We start from the raw sequence: 18,415 nt of genomic DNA, 5'->3' as shown, positions 1-18,415 counted from the left end.
GATTTCTTTCGGCTTGCAAATATAAAACAATAGCGAAACTATCCTCAACAAAAATGAACTTTTAGGGTCCCCTTATCACCTCATGCCCTATCAAATGGAGGTTCTGGAATTCCCGGCGGCAACCGGCCCGCGACCTTATTCCAACCCTGAAATCCCAAATAACCTGATAATTGTCATAGTTCTTCTTTGTAACCTGGGTTACATTAGGTGCAATCTTATTTAAATGACCGGCCTTATGAAAACATTCGGATTTATTAGATTTTTGCTTTTGGTTGCCAGTGCAACCTTTATGGTGCAGTGTACCAGCGACCCCATACCGGGACCTCCCGGGGCCGACGGCATCGACGGCATCGACGGGATCGACGGGATGGACGGGGTGGATGGCACCACCTCCTGTATCAACTGTCACTCCAACGCCTACCGGGAACCCATCCTCCTGGCATATTCGGAATCCGCACATGCCAACCTGAGATCCTTTGGCGCAAGTGCCACCTGCGCCCGCTGCCACAATGACCAGGGGTTCCAGGACTACCTGTCCAACCTCTACATCGACTCGCTGGGTTTTGCCACAGCCAATCCGGATGGTTACGATGTCCCGGACCCGATCAGCTGCACCACCTGCCACGATATGCACCGATCGTTTAATTTCGAGGAGGACGGCAATGATAAGGCGGTCCGCAGTATCACGCCGGTGGACCTCTTCCTGGACCCGGATATCACCATCGATATCCGGAATGCCTCGGATGAGCTGGGCCTGAGCAACCTCTGCGTGAACTGCCACCAGCCCCGTAACCAATATGACATCCCCGGGCCAACGGCGGATTTTGAGATTACCAGTAGCCGCTTCGGGCCGCACCACGGGCCACAGTCCACCATGCTGGAGGGCATCTTTGGCGCGAATATTTCCGGGGCCTTGGACTATCCCGGGCGTGGATCGGCCGGGCACCGGCAGGGATCTTCCTGTATCGCCTGCCACATGGGCCCCACGACCAATGGCTCGGATGGGGGGCACACCTGGGAGCCCACTACAAACACCTGCCTGAATTGCCATACGGGTGGACCACCATCGGAGGTGGACGGTTTTGAAGCCGACTTTGATCGGCTCCGCGACCTCCTGATAGCGGCCGGTTCCATTGCCCCGGACAGCAGTGCAGTCCTGGGAGTATTCCCTGCAAATGTCGCCCAGGCAACCTGGAACTGGAGGATGCTGATGGAAGACAAGAGCATGGGAGTGCACAATCCGAACTATGCCAAGGCACTTCTCAAGAATTCCATCGAGGCCCTTGAAAATTGATCGGACACAGGTGCAACTGCTTCCGGAACTGAAAAATTTTAGCGCATGAAACGAGTACTCGGAATATGTATGGGCATCGGATTACTATTATTCGTGGGCTCCTGTTACTACGACCAGGAGTTGCCGCAAGCACCCATTGATAACCTGCCAGACGATATAGTGATTTCATTTGCCGATGATATCGAACCCCTGTTTTCCCGGGCGAACAAGAACTGTACCCAGTGCCACAACGGCCTGATCCAGGACCCGGACCTCCGGGTGGGGCAGGCCTATGCGGCACTGCAGCAAGGGGGGTACATACAGGCCGGCAATGCCGAGGGCAGCTTGTTCTACCAACGGTTGCCCGGGGTTGGCCACCGCATACAAATCTCTTTTGAATTGACCCCAGAAGAAATACAGCTAATCAAAACCTGGATAGACCGGGGCGCCGAAAACAATTAAAAACTTCCAAACATGGACATCTTAAAAAAGGGCTTCCTGTTACTGGCGTCGGGCCTGATCGCACATGGTGTTGCCCTCGGTCAGGAAACCGCCAGGGACACGGTGCAGGATAAACCCGAAAGGGCTGCGTTCGAGAGTTCCCATATCATAGACAACCCAACCAATGTCCTGTACCCGAAAAACACCCTGGAAATTGTATTTTCCCACCGTTTCGGGCTGATTAATGCAGAAGGAAGCAACAACAACGACCTGATCGGGATCTGGGGACCCGCGAATATCCGGGTTGGGGCCTCCTATGCGATACACGACCGGCTGACGATCGGATACGGGACCACCAAGGTAGACCGTTTGCAGGACTTCAGCTGGAAACTGGGCCTGATCCAGCAGACCCGCTCCGGCAGGATACCCGTAAGCGTCAGCTATTACGGGAATTTTACCATTGACGCCCGGAACAAGGGAAGAGGCCTCTTCCCGACCAGGCAATCCCGTTACTCCTTTTTCAACCAACTGATCGTAGCACGCCGGTTCAACCGTAACCTGTCCCTGCAGGTGGGCGGCAGCGTTTCCCATTACAACCTGGTACCCCAGCGCATGCGTAATGATGTGATCGCCCTTTCAGCCGGCGGACGGTATAAGATCAGCCCGCAAACGGCCATCCTGCTGGACTATACCCAGCCCTTTGTACACCACCTCAATGGAGTAGACCTGGATATGGACCCGGAACCGGGGTTTAGCCTGGGAGTTGAATTCGGCACTTCGGGCCACGCATTCCAGCTGTTTATCAGTAACTATTACGGCATCGTACCCCAGAAAAATGTCATGTTCAACCAGAACGATTTTTTTAAAGGAGAATACCTCATAGGCTTCAACATCACCCGTAAATACAATTTTTAAAAATGGAAGACGAAAAAAACGGCATCCCAAGGAGAAAACTGCTGCCACTGCTCGCAGGCGGCCTGGCCATACCGTTCCTGGCCGGGGCCGCGGAAGGGCCTGGTGCCGGGCAAAATACCGGGGGGGAATCCCTGGACGAGCCCTATGAAACCCTGCTGAAGCCTGATGGAACCACTGTGCGTGTACCCAAAGGCACGATTGACCGGGCCCGGGTAGTGGCCAAAAACATTTCAAACGACTCGCTGAAGAGCTGGTTGGACACCATAGACAATGAATGAGCCTAGCTAATGGATGATACGAACAACAAACGACGGGAATTTGTCCGGAACGGAGTAAAAGCCGCCCTGCTGGGCAGCGTGGCCACCGGCGCACTGCAGGCACTCAAAAGTTGCTCGGATGCAGGTGCCGCTGCATCCGCTTCCGCAAATTCCGAAACCGTGGAATTAATGACTACCGACGGCCACCTTATAGAGGTACCGGTTACCGCCTTGTCGGAAACGGAGAACCTGAAGGGGGACGATTACCGGGTCCGCGAGGGTTTCCCAAACCGGAAGTTCGTGATGGTGGTAGACCTGGCCCGGTGCAAAAATGCCAAGAAGTGTATTTCCTCCTGCAACAAGAGCCACTTCATAACCGGTGAAAACGCCTGGATCAAGGTATACAAGATGCAGGAATCGCAGGAAACGGCTCCCTATTGGCAGCCCACCATGTGCATGCACTGCGATAAACCCGCCTGTGTCAAGGTTTGCCCGGTGGATGCGACTTTCAAAAGGCGTGACGGCCTGGTGCTGATCGACAATGAGCGTTGCATCGGGTGCCGCTTTTGTATGGCTGCCTGCCCGTATTCCACCCGGGTATTCAACTGGGAGGAACCCAGACAGGGGGAAACCACCGAGATCCACATGCATCTGGAACACACGGAAAGCTCCCCGGATTATGCCGGGATGCCCAGCCTGAAAGGAACCGTCGACAAATGCGATTTCTGTCCGCACATGATCGATAAAAATGAGCTGCCCCATTGCGTGACTGCCTGCCCGAACGGCGTGTTTTTCTTTGGGGACGCCTACGAAGATACCGTGACCAACGGGGATGAATCCTTCCGCCTCAGTGAGTTACTTGAGGAACGGGCCGGCTACCGCCTGCTGGAGCAACTGGGGACAGAGCCCAGCGTTTACTACCTGCCCCCCTCCAATCGCCTGGTGGATTTCCAGGAAGGACTTGAGAATTACGAACCCTACAAATCGGTTGACTTATCCGAAGAATGATGGAAGCACAAAAGGAAATCCTGGAGAAGTTGGCACCCCGTAAGTTTACGCGGGTGGGTAAGGTTTGGGTAGCCTGCCTGCTGGCCATTATCCTCGCCTCTTTAATCGCCTATGGCATCCAGTTGCAAAAAGGACTCGTAGTAACCGGGATGCGGGACTACGCCCTCTGGGGGGTTTACATCTCCAATTTCGTTTTCTTTGTGGCCATCAGCCTGGTGGGATCTCTGATTTCGGCAGTGCTCCACCTTTCCGGAGCCAAATGGGCAACCCCGCTCACGCGTATTTCGGAAATCATTGCTGTCGCGGCCATAGTGATGGCCGGGCTCACCATCATTATCGATATGGGACGGCCCGAGCGGCTGTTTTTCCTGTTTACCCATGGCCGCCTGCAATCCCCGATCATCTGGGATGTTATCGTGATCACCACCTACCTGGTCATCAGCCTGTTGCTGCTCTATTACCCCATGTTACCCGATTTTGCCCTGTTGAAACGGTATTTTAAAGACCGGCCCAAATTAAGCCGCAGGTTCGCGAAACTATCGCTCAACTGGAACAATTCGGAACGGCAAAAAAAACTGTACCGGACCTCCATCCAGATGCTTAGTGTACTCATCATACCCGTGGCATTCGGGATTCACACCGTCACGGCCTGGCTTTTCGCAACCACCTACCGCCCGGGCTGGGACAGTACCAACTTCGGTCCATATTTCATTGCTGGCGCCTTCGTCGCCGGGGCTGGCGCGGTTATTGCAGTTATGTACGTGATACGCCGCGCTTACGGATTGGAAAAATTTATCACGGATATGCATTTTGACCGGATGGGACGCCTATTGGTACTGCTTTGCCTTGTCTACCTGTATTTCAACGTAAACGAGTACCTCGTGCCCGCATACAAAAATACGGTTGAAGAGGCCCAGCACCTGCAATCCTTGTTTACGGGTGCGTACAGCACCTATTTCTGGTTTGTTACCGCAGGCGGTTTGGTCATGCCCATTGTCCTGCTGGTTTTCCCCCGCTTTCGCAAACCGATGCCCCTGTTTGTCATCAGCCTGGTGGTTGTAGTCAGTGCCTGGTGGAAACGCTACCTCATTGTCACGCCAACCCTGCTGCACCCGTTTCTGCCTATTGAAGGAGTGCCGGAGAGCTGGCACCACTACTTCCCAACGGGACTGGAATGGACCGTGACCTTTGGTACCCTCGCGATGGCGCTGCTCATAATCACGCTGCTGGTCCGGATTCTTCCGATAGTCCCGATTCACCATGCCATCGAAGAACGGGAAGCATCAACTGCTAAAAACCGGGAGCTATGAGTCCTTGCCTTAAATATACCCGACACCTCCTTTGGGCATCCGCCCTGTTGCTATGTAGCGGCCTGAACCTGAGCGCCCAGGAAAAAAACCAGGTCCGGGTCTCCCTGAACCATATCGCTGAAATGCCGGACTTTTCTGCAGTGGAACTTCAGGCCCGGTTCCGTGGGGAAAATGGTTTTGAACCTGCAGAGGGTCTTGGTTTTGACCTTTTCTGCGTGTATCCGAACGACAGCCTGGTGGCCACGGGTTCTGCAATTACGGACAACATGGGTAAAACTGTTTTTGTCCTACAGGAACCCGGGGCATGCAACCGGGATTCTACCGGCACCTACACCTACCGTGCAATCTCTCTGGATCATCCCGACTTTAAACAGGTCGAACGGGAGATTTCTTTCAGGCGCGCCATACTGGATATCCACATCGTAGAAGAAAACGACCAGCATTACGTGAAAGCCACCCTCACCGACGAGTACTCCGGAGAACCGGTAAGCGAGAATCCGGTCCGCATAAGCGTTTCCAGGCTCTTCCGGCCACTGGCCATCGGCGGGGATTTCAACCTGACCGATGACTCCGGCAGTGTTATGGTCCCCGTTCCCGGGGATATACCAGGTGTCGATGGCAACCTTACCTTCGAGGCCCGGGTCTCCGACCACGAGGACTACGGCACGGTCAAAAGCCGCTTTACGGCACCCCTCGGAGTCCCGGTAACGGACCAGTCTACTTTTGATGAACGCACCATGTGGTCGCCGCCCGATAAAACCCCCATATTCCTGCTTACGATACCTAACCTGCTGATTTTGGGGGTTTGGGGGACGATTGCCTATTTACTGATAAATCTTTACAAAATTTCTAAATCCAAAAATGATCTGACATGAAAAATAAGATGCTACTAACCGCTGCAGGGATCCTGTCCCTGTTTCTGTTCGCTTTCACTACCAATTACCAGGATACCTGGGTGGTACCCAAGGAATACAAGGACATGAAAAACCCAACCGATGCGTCCGACCGGGAAAATATGGCCATCGGCAAATCCCTCTATTCCAAGCATTGCAAATCATGCCATGGGTCCGAGGGGTATGGGGATGGCCCCAAGGCAGCCGACCTCACAGGTAACCTGGGGGATTTTTCCACCTCGGATTTTCAGGCTCAAACCGACGGGGCGCTGTTTTACAAAACCACCTTTGGACGCGACGATATGCCGGAATTTGCCAAAAAACTACCGGATGATGAAGACCGGTGGCTCATTGTAAATTATGTGAGAACCCTGAAAGAATAGTCCTGTTCCACCCCGAAAATTCTATTCGTAATGGCCCGGCCCGCAGGGTGCAGGCCGGTCTAAACCTACCAATTAAATAGTATGCAACTCAGATTCACCAGTATATCCCATCATTCGGCCACTGTTTCCCAGCGGGAGCGGTTCCACTTTACAGAAGCGGACAAAGAATCCTTTTTACAGGGCCTACAGGAAGCTTTTCCCGATATTACCGGATTTTTGCTGTTGGTAACCTGTAACCGGACGGAAGTCTATTTCGAATCCAGCATCACGACCGCCGGACAACTTCGCGATTACCTGCTGACACATTCCCCGGGCAAACCCGGGACCCGGGAAAAGAACCTGTTTACCTGCTGCGATGCCACCGGGGAATCCCTTCAGCACCTGCTTGCTGTATCGGCCGGTCTGGAATCGTCCGTTATCGGGGATGCCGAAATCCACCACCAGGTGAAGCAAGCCTACCGGCGTGCCATTCGGAGGGGAAGGCAGGGATCGCTCCTGGAAAGGGGCATGCAGACCGTTTTCCGTTCACATAAACGGATCCGCAACGAAACGGCCTTCCGGGACGGGACCACATCCACCGCCTACAAGGCCCTTAAAATGGTCCAGGACAGTTTTGGAACGGATGCCAAAAATAAGCGGATCCTGCTGGTGGGAGCCGGGGACATTATCCGACAGGTATTGAAGTACAGCCCGCGATTTGGTTTCCGGGATGTGAGCATCACCAATCGCACGGAGGCAAAAATGATGGCCCTGGTACGGGAAAACAATATAAAGAGCTGGCCCTGGGTCCGGCTCAGGGAAAACCAATTGGAAGCGTTCGACGTAGTGGTTTCCGCAGTGTCCGACTGTCCCGGGCTTATTACGGGCGGGATTGCGGCTGATCGCAAGGTTTTGCTTATCGACCTCGCTGTACCGGGAAATATCGACAAATCCCTCGGTGCGCATAAACATGTAATCCGATGCGACCTGGATACCATTACAGCCCAACTGGAAGGCACCCGTGCCAAACGCAAAGCGGCAATCCGCACGGTGGAACGGATTCTCGCCGAAGAACTTCAAGCCTATATGGATTGGGTGCAGAAAGAACCCTTCCGGCAACTGCTGGCCCGCCGCAAGCGATCTATCCGGAAGCAACTGCAATCCACCTATCCGCTTGCAAGCCCGGAACAGATTGACCAGATTGCCAACCGGATGATCCGCGAAGTGATCCGGCATAACGAGGAGCCGCCCATCCATTATCAAGACGAGGGCAATTCCCGACCCCAATTACCTGTACCGTGCTCAAATTAAAACGGATTCCCGTGAAACAACCGATAAATCTCCAAATGTGGACTGCCTTGATTGCCTGTCTGCTGCTTTCCTGCGGAGGGCCAAGAGAAAGGGATTACCAGTTAAGTGCCACAACTACGCAACCTTCAAACACTGGCGATGTGGTCCTGGACCTCCACGAGGTCCGCGTATCGGAAGTCCTTCCGGCAGATAACTACTGGTACCTGCAGGTAAACGAAGGCGATCGGGTATACTGGATTGCCACCCGCACAGGGAACGCCACCAAAGGGGGCACGTATTTCTACAATGAAGCAGTTCAGAAGAAAAATTTTGAAAGTCCGGCCCTGGGCCGGGTATTCGATACGCTCTACCTGGTAACCCGATTGGTGACAGAATCAGAGCGTTCCCGACTGCGCAAGGGGCCCCCCAATCCCCATGCCCTTCAGGGGGACAGATCCGAAAACCCGGTGTCCCCGGAGGGCAATCCGGAAAAAGTGACCCGCATAGGGATCCACCAACTCTTGAAAAGCCCTGAGGAACATGCCGGCTCCTGGGTAGAAGTAACCGGTATCTGTACGAAGGTAAATTCGGGGATAATGGGCCGAAACTGGGTGCACCTCCGGGACCCTGATGAAGAATCGGCCGAGCTGGTGCTCACGACAGGGGCCACCACAGAGGCCGGGCAGACTGTCACCTTCCGCGCCCGGGTCAGCCTAAACCGCGATTTTGGGGCGGGTTACCGGTATGATATCCTGCTCGAGGACGGGCTTTTGCTCCACTAGCTGGCCAGCAATTTTCAGGCAGTTACCGGGGACCCGCGGATCACCTTCCAAAATAAATAAACCGGCACCCGGAAATACATCCGGATGCCGGTACCAACTTGCTCCACGTATCGCTGGCTATCTGTAAAGGGTAAAGTGCCCTACATATTGCTGTTTTTCATTGTCGTTGGCATTGACTACATACCAGTAGTCGCCGCTGGGCAGGTCCGATCCCTCGTAGGTGCCGTCCCAGTTCCTGACCTGGTCCAGGATGGCCACGACCCGGCCGTAGCGGTCGTAGATCTTGATCTCGATATTCGGGAAGAATTCCCGGTTTCCGGGCGACCACTGGTCGTTCATCCCGTCCCCGTCCGGGGTGAAATAATTGGGCAGCTCCACCATACCCTCAAAATCGAAGGGGAAACTGATCTCCACCGTACATCCCTGCTGGTCCACCACCCGGATCCGGATATTGGCATCGTAGCTGATGGTGAATACATTGTTGCTGCCAAAGGAATCGCCGTTGAAGAAATACTCGTAGCCGCCAAAACCGCCGCTGGCCGTGGCCGTGATTTCATTCGGGCCGGTCTGCATGGCATCCAGGGTCAGCGGCTGGTAGTCGTCGATGGTGAATTCCTCAAAGATCGTACAGCCGTTTTCGTGGTAGATGTACACGATGTGGTCCCCTGCAGGCAGGTCGCCCCAACTGCGGACATCCGTGGCTTCGGCCGTAATGGCATCGGTCGGGTCCAGGGGGTCCAGCGCGATCAGCACCCCGGAATACAGGTTGCTGTCGTTCAGGGTTACTTCTGCCGAATTGTTCGGGAAAATCCCGTCGCACCCGTAGCGCACATCCACGGTGGCCGTCAGGTCCACGCCTATCTCGATGGGGACGACGATATTGGCCATACAGCCATTGGCATCCCGGACAAAGACCACATAGGACTGCCCGCCCAACAGGTTGTCGTAGAAAAGGGCATCGTTCCGGACGTAGTCCACATCGGCGGAGGAATCCAGGCTCGTTTCGTAATACGGGATCCCGGAGGCATCCACAAAGGGGGTGCCGCCCGTAATAGTCAGCTGGGCCGATCCGTCCGCCGCACCGATACATGTTTCATCCGTGGCCGAAAAGCTCAGCTCCAAGGGTTGGGGTTCGGTTACCGTCACCGTCGTAAGCTCGGAACAGCCCTCCGCATCCTGGATCAGGATGTCGTAGGTACGCCCTCCGGGTGCGCCTTCCAGGTCGGTGAAGGTATAGCGCCCCGGGGTGGCCGGGTCACTGAAGAACTCATTGAAATTCGGCGCGATGGCAAACTGGATCAGGCCTTCGCCCCCGCTGGTCACCTCAACGGTAATGCTGCCGTCGTCCTCGCCCGCGCAGGAAACCGGAGTGGCAGATGCGGTGAAGACAATCGGTGCGGGGCGCATGATGGTCAGGGGGCCTTCCACATCGCCGCAGGTATTCCCGCTGGTTACCGCCACGTAATACTGGTTCCCGTCCGAAAGCTGTTCAAAGGTGCCGTCCGGCTGGGGCCCGCGGACCACTGTTGCGCCCGGTAGCGGGTTGAAAGGGTCCGGCCCCGGATCCCCGTCATACAGGATAAAGCTGTTGTTCCCTACCCCGCCGCTGGCAAAGGATTCGATCCGGCCGTCGATCTCATTGGCACAGGAAATATCGTCCGGCAGGTTGACCACCAGGTCCAGGTCCTGGGCATCGATGAGTGTCAGCCCGTTGGCGCGGACCACGTCACATACATTGGAGGCGTTGATCTTGCGGACGTCGAACTGGTAGAACCCGGGGCCTCCCATGATCAGTACGGAGGTTTGTCCGGGTCCCATGGAAATAAAGGGATCCGATGGCAGGGCCGTAATGGACCGGTATTCGTAGTCGAACCCAGGCTCGGGGTTCTGGATGCTCAGGCGCATTTCGCCCTGCCCCCCGCAACCCGGGGCACGGACCTGTACCAGGGTTGGGATGATGGGGGGCGGGGGGTTTACGAAATAGGGTTCGCTCACCCCGACGCAGTCGTAGGTGGAGGATACCTCGATGGCATACCAGCCCGTGCTGATGTACCCTTCCCCCGCCGCACCGGCGAACACCGGGGTGTCCTGCAGGCCGCTGCGGGAGATTTCGTCCGTGATGTCATTGCTGCCCAGGTAGATCAGCTGGTACTTGTATCCGGAACCCGGGACACCGCCCGAAGCGCCGGTCAGGGCCGTGGTGGCATCGCCTGTGGCCGGGTCATAGGCCTCCAGGATGGCATTGTTGCCGCCGGGGCAGATCAGTGCCTGGGGCTCGCGGATCCCCACGAGGATGGGCGGTATCGGGGAAAGGGTGATATCTGCCGCTTCGATGCAGCCTTCGATATCCCGGACTTCCACCCGGTAGTCACCGCTGCTCAGGTTCTCGAACCGGTCGCTGGCAGAGAAGGCCACTACCTCCGTATAGCCGCTCCCGTCATCCCGGAGGAGGCGGTACTCATAGGGGGCGATATCCCAGCCACCGGTAGCGGAAGCCACGATAACCCCGAGGTTGTCGTTACAGGATACGTTGCCCTCCTCTTCGAGAGTCGGCAGCAGGGGGCCATTGGGGGCGCGGACGGTGGCCACGTTGGATTCGGCCGGGCATCCCGGGGAATCCTGGGAAACGATATCCACGATAAAGTTGCCGCCGGGCAGGCCGGTAATCCGGGCCGGATCCCCGCTCACATCCGGGTAATTGGCCGTATCAAAGCTGCCGCTGGCCAGGGCCGGCAGGATGCGGTTCCCGCCGCTGTCTACCCGGTAGACCTGGTAGTCGTATACCCCGGTATAGTCGGAAACCTCGATAAACAGGGCCCCGTCATTCCCCGGGATGGCGCAGCGCACCGGGTTGGCTTCGCTGATGACCGGGACGGGATAGGTGGGTTCGAACACCTCGTGCAGGGGCAGCGGATAGGTACACCCGCCGATATTGTCGGTGATTTCCAGCAGGTAGCCACCGGCCACCGGCAGGTCCATCTCCACAAAGCTGTCGCCCGGGTTGTTCGTCCTGGGAGCCGGGGCCGCCGGGCCGCTGGCCACGGAAAGGGTAAAATCAGTGCTTCCCACTACGTCTACCCGGATACGCTCGTCCGTGGTACAGGTGAGGGCCGCCTGCAGGGAGAGTGTCGGCAGCACGTCCGTAGGAGGATTGAGGGTTGGCAGTGCAAAGGTGTCTTGGCAGCCATTCGCATCGATGGCATACACCACGATGTTTTGGGGCGAACCATTATCCACGATCTCAAAGGTGTTCGAGGTCTGGTAATTCCCAAAGCCCGTAATGCTGTACTGGTAACCAGGTGTACCTGCGTCCACCACGTTGACGGTCACAATGGTGGAACTGTAGCGGTTGGCACCGGGTTCGCAGGCAAAATCCGGGGCGTTGGCCGAGATGGAGAACACCGTCGGCTCGGAAATTTCAATGTCATCCTGCCGGTCTTCGCACCCGCGGCTGGTCACCACGGTGACGTCATACGTGCCGGATGACAGCCCTGTAAATGAACCGGAACTGTTTTGCTGGACGACCGTCGAGGTCCCGGCCTGGTAGAGCGTATAGGTGATCGGGCTGTCTGCATCCGTGCCCGCCTGGAGGAAGACGTCGATGGCGCCGTCATCGGCTCCGTTGCAGGAGATATCCGTATCCAGCACGGCGCTGATCACGGGCGGGATGGCCGGATCCAGGGTAATCCCGTCTACGAGGAAGAAACAGTTGATCACCCCGTCGGTCACTATATTGTCGGTAACAAGCACCTCATAATCCCCGGGGGCATAGCCGGTGAAGACGCCGGTGGTATTGTCTGCCAGGTACGCGCCGGCGCCGGTGCGCAACTCAAAGGTAAAGTCCCCGCTGCCGCCCAGGGTGCTGATGGTGATCTCCCCATCGGGCGCATTGCAGGTGGGGTCTGTACTGAACCCGCCGGAGGCGCTCAGGAATTCATAGACGGTAGCCGTCCCCTGGCTCGTACAACCATTGGCATCCACTACGTCCACGGTGTAATCCCCGGGGGTTGCAACCGTAAAGGTATGCTCCCAGAACCCGCCGTTGAGGACCGGGAACTGTTCGTCCCCGTTCAGGGTAAAGCGGGGCGTATCCACACTGGAAGGCATCTGCACCAGGATATCGAAGGAAGTCACCGTATTGTCGCACTGGTTTTCCACCACGAAGGCGGGGCTGGGCAGGTCCGGTTCCAGGTTGATGATCTGGGCGATCGCAAAAGAGGTACACCCGGTGGCGTCCTGCACATAGATGTCGTAGTTCCCGGCCGGGCCAATAAAGGTGGTCGCCGTATCGAAATCCCCAGGGGACGGGGGTACGCCGGCATCCATAAAGGCAAAGGTATACGGGCCGCCTCCCCCGCCGGATCCCTGTACGGTAAACTGCCCGAAGGCATTACAGTTGGCCGGTTCCTGGGCCAGGATGTCGATGGAGGGCGTATTCTGGTCGATCATGATGGCTGTGGCATCCGTACAGTCGTTCGTCAGGTCGGTGACGATGACCTGGTAGTTGCCCGGCAGCGTCTCGTGCGAACCGGAATAGGTCGGACTGACATTGGTCGGGTTGTCGATAGTGATCCGCGTGCCGTCATCCGTATTCAGCAATTCGATGAGCAGGTCCGAGCCGGGCGCAAAACCGATTACCTCAAAGAGGATCTGCCCGTTCCGGTTTGCATCGCAATAGCCCGGGGTGCTCGTGGCAGTCACGTCCAGGGGGCTGGGGCCGTCGACCGGGTCGATTACATCAAGGTAGATGCATCCTGTTCCCAGGTCGGTGACTTCTACCTCGTAGGAAACCCCGAACTGCAGGCCGCTGAAGGTATGGCGCCGCGGCGGGCTGTTGGGCGATACCGGGGGGATCGGGTCCGTAGCCAGGCGGATCAGGAAGGGTCCTACCCCACCGACGATCTCCACGGTGTTGGTAAAACCGCCCGGATCGCAGGTCGGGGCCGGCACCGGGTCCGGGACCACATCCAGGGTGGTCTGGTCTACAGTAACTGTGTCTTCGTCCCGGCAGCCCAGGGCATCGATGGTCACCACGGTGTAAATTCCCGGGATGACGTTGGCAAAGGTTTCGGAAGTACTGGCCGTCGGGCCGATGCGGTCGAGTTCCACGCCAAAGGCGTCCTGCAGGATGTACGTATAGTTGGCGGTGCCGCCGGCTACGGACGTGACCTGGATGCTGCCCTCCACGGTCCCGGCAGCGCAGGTTGCGGTTATCGGGGCCACGGTGGCATCCGGCGGGGGCGTCCCGTCGAGGGGGATGGTAATGTCATCAGGGATGGTTTCACAGCCCCGGGCATCCCGGACGACAAAGGTATAGGTCTGGCCTGCAACCAGGTTGGAAAACACGGACTGGGAACCAAAGGCCCCGCCGTCAAAACTGATTTCATAGGGGGGGATGCCGCTGGTGGCATCCGGGGTAATCGTGACGATCCCGTTGTTGGTCTCCCCGCAGCTGGCTGGGGTTACCACGGCCGTAGCCGGGTCGATATTCACCGGCGGGCTGAGGGTAATCGGGGTGGATACTGCCACGCAGCCCTGGTTGTCGGTTACCCGGAATACGTAATCCCCGGACACGTTGGTGTTGTAGGTAAAGCTGTTGCTGGTCAGCGGGACGGCACCCCCGAAGGAAGTACCCCCGTCGATGCTCACCTCGTATTGTTTGGGCCCGGCCCCGGCCAGGTACCCGCCGGTAACCTGGACCCGGATGCCGCCGTCTGCACCGCCGCAGGGGATTTCCGCGTCAATGCTCGTGGTGACCCGAAGCTGGGAGTTGATGGTAGCGGTCACCGCGTCCGAACAATTGTTGCCGTCCACTACCTCGATGGTGTAGTTACCCGGGTTCAGGCCGCTGAATACCGGGCTGGCCTGGAGGGCGCCCCCATTGATACGGTACTGGTGGGATCCCAGGGGTGCGGTCCCGGCCGTGGAGGTCACCGCAAGGGTGGCCCCGGTACCCGGCACATAACAATAATCGGATGCCCCTGCATCCAGGGCAATAGCCGGCGCATCTATGGTTGTCAGGCTGAAATTGAAGGTGGCCGTACACCCCTCAGCGTCTTCCACGCTGAGGATATAATTCCCGCTCTGGGTCAGGTTCCCAAAGGTCCGTCCGCTTTTGGGTCCGCTCACGAAACCGTTCGGCATTTCCAGGCTGTAGCGGTAGGTGCCCCAGCCGCCAGAGGCAGTCGCCACTACCCGGCCGGTGTTGCCGTTGGCACAGCTCATGGTGGTCACGCTGCCGGTCAGGGTGATCGGGCTGGCGGGCTCCTGTATCGTAATGCTGGACGTATCCGAACATCCGCTATCCGCGTCGGTAACGGTGATGGTATAGGTCCCCGCGCCAGAAGGTGGCAGGTTGACCTCAGCATCGTTCTGGGGGGCACTTTCCGGCCCGCCGTTGATATTATAGGTATAGTTGTTCGTGAACCCGTCTACCAGGAAGGTCCCGGTCCCGTCCGAGGCCCCGGTACAGACCCGGGTATCTCCCCCGGATTTGACGCGGGCCCGGATGGAACTGATGACCGCCGGTGTAAAACTTTCGGTATAGCTACACCCGTTGGCATCGGTGATCCGAAAGGTATAGGCCGTGTTGACGGCCAGGCCCGAAAAGGTGTCGCTCCCCCCATTGTTCAGGGTGATGGGGCTGATCACTTCATAGAGGACGACAGGGGCATTGCTGGTGGGCGTCAGCTGCACATCGGAAGTCCCGGTCGCACAATTGATGGCACTCTGGGCGAAGGCCAGGTCGGTGGGCGGGTCCACGTCGGCAATGGTGATGGCCGTAAGCTCCAGGCGGCACCCCCCGGAATCCCGGATAATGGGCGTGTAGGTTCCCGGCGCAAGATTCGCATAGGTCTCCTGGGTGCTGAAATTCACCCCGTCGATACTGAACTGGTAGCCGCTGCCGGAACCCCCGGAATACGGCCCCTGGAATTCGATGATCCCGCCATCCACGCCGGCTCCGTTACAAAGCCGGTCCTGGATCTTGACCGCATTGCCTGTGATGGCCCCCACATTGGTCACGGAAATGGTGGTGGGCAGCGTATAGATACAGCTGAAGGCGGCCTGCTGGTACTGTACCTGGATCTGGTTGTAGGTCCCGGTAGGCACGCTCAGCACGGGGTTGGTGGACCAGGGGTCTCCGGGGTCTGCCCGGAATTGCAGGTTATAGCCCTTGGCATCGACGATACTCAGGGTGATCCGGGCTCCGTTGTTGCAGTCCCCGTCCGTACCCGCGGCCGTTACGACGGGAGGCGTCAGCTCTTCCACGCTGGCGGTCGCCGTGATGGTACAACCGTTGGCATCGGTAATATAAAACTCATACGTCCCGGCAGCCGTGACATTATAGGTCGTTTGCCCCGTGTAGGAGCCGCCGGAATTCCCCCCGTCGCTGACGGAAAAGGTATAGGGACCGGCCCCGCCGGAGGTCCGGACGATGATATCCGCATCATTGGCGCCGCAGGCCGGGTCTGAACTGAGGCTTTCATTTACCTCCGTGGATGCACTCAGGGCCATCAGGCCGTTCCCGATCACGATGGGGTTCCCGTTGATATCCAGGCTCTGCCGGGGCGGCGGGATCCCGTTGCCCGGGTCGCCGGCGCATTGCTGGGTCTCCACCTGGACGCTGTAGGTGCCAAAGCCAACAGCTGCAAAGGTATAGGGGTTGTTCGGGATGAAGGTGGTGAACTCCTGGGGGACCCCGGAGGCATCCAGCAGGGTGTACTTGAATGGGCCAGGCACATCGTTGACGGTCACCGTAATGCTCCCGGTTTCCCCGGAACACTGGGCATCGGTGAATTCCACGTCGATATCGATCTCCTGCTCCTCAACGACTATGGGTGCATAGGGGTATTCGCAGGTATTCGGCGTATTCTGCAGGCGTGCCTTGACCACATAGGTCCCCGGGTCCAGGTTGCCGAAGATGGGCGAGGTTTGCCAGGGGCCAAAGCCGGTACCGCTGTCGATGCTGTATTCATAGGCGCTGGAGAGGTTCGTGATCTGTATCCGCCCGGGTACCCCGCAGATATAGTCCCGCTTGACATGGGTCTGGGTAATGGTGCTTTTCTTGACCTTGAAGTAATAGTAGGCCCCTCCCCCGGCGCGCACGCGGAATTCGGCCCCACTGGAGGCGGGGATGGAAGCGGCGTTCAGGGTAAGGGTGGAAGAGCTGGCGATGGTTTGCCAGTTGGTGTTGCACTCACTCCCGATAATGGGCGGGCAGTCCTCATTCACATCAAAGGTACAGCTCCCACCGGGTACCAGTTGTTGCCATTGATAACTGCCATAACTACCGCTCAGCGAGATGATGCGATCGTCAAAATCCCCGCACAGGTTGAACCGCGCTATGGTGAACCCGTTGTCCGCACAGGTGACCTCCTCGTCGGCATTCTGGATGATGGTAGCAAAGAGCGGGGATGAAGCGGCTGCAAACACATCCATTCCGGAAGACGCGGAATCCTGTGGACGAACTGCCGCCTGCTCCTTGGATGAAGCAGTTTGGGTAAACGAACTGTCGATACGGGACAAAAAGCTTCCCAGAGTACCGCCAGCAATCGCTGAAGAGCTGATGATAGTGGCCACTAGCATCAACAGGGCATACCAGTGATGCCTGTTCTTTTTCGGGAGCATAGGTTAAGTCTTGTGGCGCTTATCCGCGATTTGGGAAACGAATATCCGCCGGGGTAATTATTTATCTTATAGAAACCCTTTAACTTAGGCGTAATGCCTATTATACTTTAGATTCTAACGAACCAAGATGCGAAATAGTATTGTTTTATCTGCTTTTTTGGCCACATTATCGATGAACTCCTGTGCACAGGGCCCTGAAAACGAGGTAAGCACGCCAAAATCCGAGGTATTCACCCCTGAATTGCTGGTCCCCGACCTGGATATCCCCTGGGGGATGGCCTTCCTCCCGGATGGCTCCCTGCTGATCACCGAAAAAGCCGGCAGGCTCCTCCGGTTTAAGGATGGCACCAGGAACGAAATTTCCGGGGTCCCCGAGGTATACAACCGCGGACAGGGAGGGCTGCTGGATATCGAACTCCACCCGGACTATGGTTCCAATGGCTGGATCTACCTGACCTATGCCTCAGAAGACGGGCCTGGATCCGGCGGGCATACGGCCCTGGCCCGGTGCAAATTAACAGGTAACAGCCTGACAGACCTTGAAGTCCTCTACAAGGCGACCCCGAATACCACCGCAGGCCAGCACTTTGGTTCACGGATTGAATTCGACGAGGCGGACCACCTGTATTTCAGCATAGGGGAACGCGGCCAGCGGGATGTCAACCCCCAGGATCCGGAGCGGGACGGGGGCAAGGTGTACCGGATCAACCCGGATGGCAGCATCCCCCAGGACAACCCTTTTGTGGGCTCAGATGGCCTGGATGCGGTGTACTCCTACGGGCACCGGAACCCCCAGGGCATGGCCCGGCATCCGCAGACGGGTGAAATCTGGATACATGAACACGGCCCAAGGGGCGGTGATGAAATCAATATCGTCCGAAAAGGGGCCAATTACGGCTGGCCCGTGATTACCTATGGCATCAATTACAGTGGCACGCCCATCACCGACCAAACGGAGATGCCGGGCATGGAGCAGCCCATCCACTACTGGGTACCCTCCATTGCACCCAGCGGCATGGCCTTCGTAACCTCGGAGCGCTATCCCCAATGGCAGGGGAGCCTGCTGGTCGGGTCTCTGTCTTTCCAGTACCTGGAACGGCTGGAATTCGAGGGTGCCGCGGTGGTAAAACGGGAAAAACTGATGGACGGCATCGGCCGGGTCCGCAACGTGCGCCAGGGACCCGACGGATATGTATACGTTGCCGTAGAGGGCAAGGGCATCTACCGGCTGCTCCCCAACGGCTGAAATGAGGATT

Annotated in this window: 12 protein-coding genes; 11 read left to right on the top strand and 1 reads right to left on the bottom strand. The window is 57.4% G+C overall.

Going from position 1 to position 18,415, the window contains the following annotated elements; all coding sequences use genetic code 11:
• Positions 1-235 precede the first annotated feature (235 nt).
• From H7F20_RS07965 to H7F20_RS07920, 10 genes are all read left to right on the top strand, one after another.
• Positions 236-1,294 (top strand): hypothetical protein, encoded by a 1,059-nt coding sequence (locus H7F20_RS07965; protein ID WP_185785565.1) that lies wholly within the window; start codon positions 236-238, stop codon positions 1,292-1,294.
• Between the two features lie 45 nt (positions 1,295-1,339).
• A complete protein-coding gene (locus tag H7F20_RS07960; protein ID WP_185785564.1) occupies positions 1,340-1,735 on the top strand; it encodes a hypothetical protein in 396 nt (131 codons plus the stop codon).
• A 12-nt stretch (positions 1,736-1,747) separates the two neighbouring features.
• Complete coding sequence (locus tag H7F20_RS07955) at positions 1,748-2,629, top strand: DUF5777 family beta-barrel protein (protein WP_185785563.1); 882 nt, start codon at positions 1,748-1,750, stop codon at positions 2,627-2,629.
• 2 nt (positions 2,630-2,631) lie between these two features.
• The gene (locus tag H7F20_RS07950; protein ID WP_185785562.1) at positions 2,632-2,907 is read left to right on the top strand and encodes a hypothetical protein; all 276 of its coding nucleotides are present in this window, start codon (positions 2,632-2,634) and stop codon (positions 2,905-2,907) included.
• Between the two features lie 9 nt (positions 2,908-2,916).
• Entirely contained in the window at positions 2,917-3,894 is a 978-nt protein-coding gene (locus H7F20_RS07945) for a 4Fe-4S dicluster domain-containing protein (protein WP_185785561.1), read from the top strand.
• Positions 3,891-5,204, top strand: a complete 1,314-nt coding sequence (gene nrfD, locus H7F20_RS07940) for an NrfD/PsrC family molybdoenzyme membrane anchor subunit (protein WP_255444012.1) — start codon at positions 3,891-3,893, stop codon at positions 5,202-5,204. The genes H7F20_RS07945 and nrfD overlap by 4 nt, the downstream gene beginning before the upstream one ends.
• Positions 5,201-6,079 carry a hypothetical protein gene (locus tag H7F20_RS07935; RefSeq protein ID WP_185785560.1) on the top strand — a complete coding sequence of 293 codons (879 nt, stop codon included), beginning with the start codon at positions 5,201-5,203 and terminating at the stop codon, positions 6,077-6,079. Before nrfD ends, H7F20_RS07935 begins: the two co-directional genes overlap by 4 nt.
• On the top strand, positions 6,076-6,480 hold the full coding sequence (locus H7F20_RS07930) for a cytochrome c (RefSeq protein ID WP_255444011.1): 405 nt from the start codon (positions 6,076-6,078) through the stop codon (positions 6,478-6,480). The genes H7F20_RS07935 and H7F20_RS07930 overlap by 4 nt, the downstream gene beginning before the upstream one ends.
• An 81-nt stretch (positions 6,481-6,561) precedes the next feature.
• The gene (locus H7F20_RS07925; protein ID WP_185785559.1) at positions 6,562-7,770 is read left to right on the top strand and encodes a glutamyl-tRNA reductase; all 1,209 of its coding nucleotides are present in this window, start codon (positions 6,562-6,564) and stop codon (positions 7,768-7,770) included.
• A gap of 35 nt (positions 7,771-7,805) precedes the next feature.
• A complete protein-coding gene (locus tag H7F20_RS07920) occupies positions 7,806-8,531 on the top strand; it encodes a hypothetical protein (RefSeq protein ID WP_185785558.1) in 726 nt (241 codons plus the stop codon).
• 117 nt (positions 8,532-8,648) lie between these two features.
• Here the strand turns inward: H7F20_RS07920 and H7F20_RS07915 are convergent, their stop codons facing one another.
• A complete protein-coding gene (locus H7F20_RS07915) occupies positions 8,649-17,159 on the bottom strand; it encodes a T9SS type B sorting domain-containing protein (protein ID WP_185785557.1) in 8,511 nt (2,836 codons plus the stop codon).
• 127 nt (positions 17,160-17,286) lie between these two features.
• On the opposite strand from H7F20_RS07915, the gene H7F20_RS07910 reads away from it, so the two are divergent.
• Entirely contained in the window at positions 17,287-18,405 is a 1,119-nt protein-coding gene (locus H7F20_RS07910) for a PQQ-dependent sugar dehydrogenase (protein WP_185785556.1), read from the top strand.
• The last annotated feature ends 10 nt before the right edge of the window (positions 18,406-18,415 follow it).

The sequence above is a fragment of the Robiginitalea sp. SC105 genome, from assembly GCF_014243345.1.
Taxonomy (GTDB): Bacteria; Bacteroidota; Bacteroidia; order Flavobacteriales; family Flavobacteriaceae; genus Robiginitalea.
Note: the sequence above shows the minus strand (reverse complement) of the source record. Positions and strands in the feature narration are given on the sequence as shown.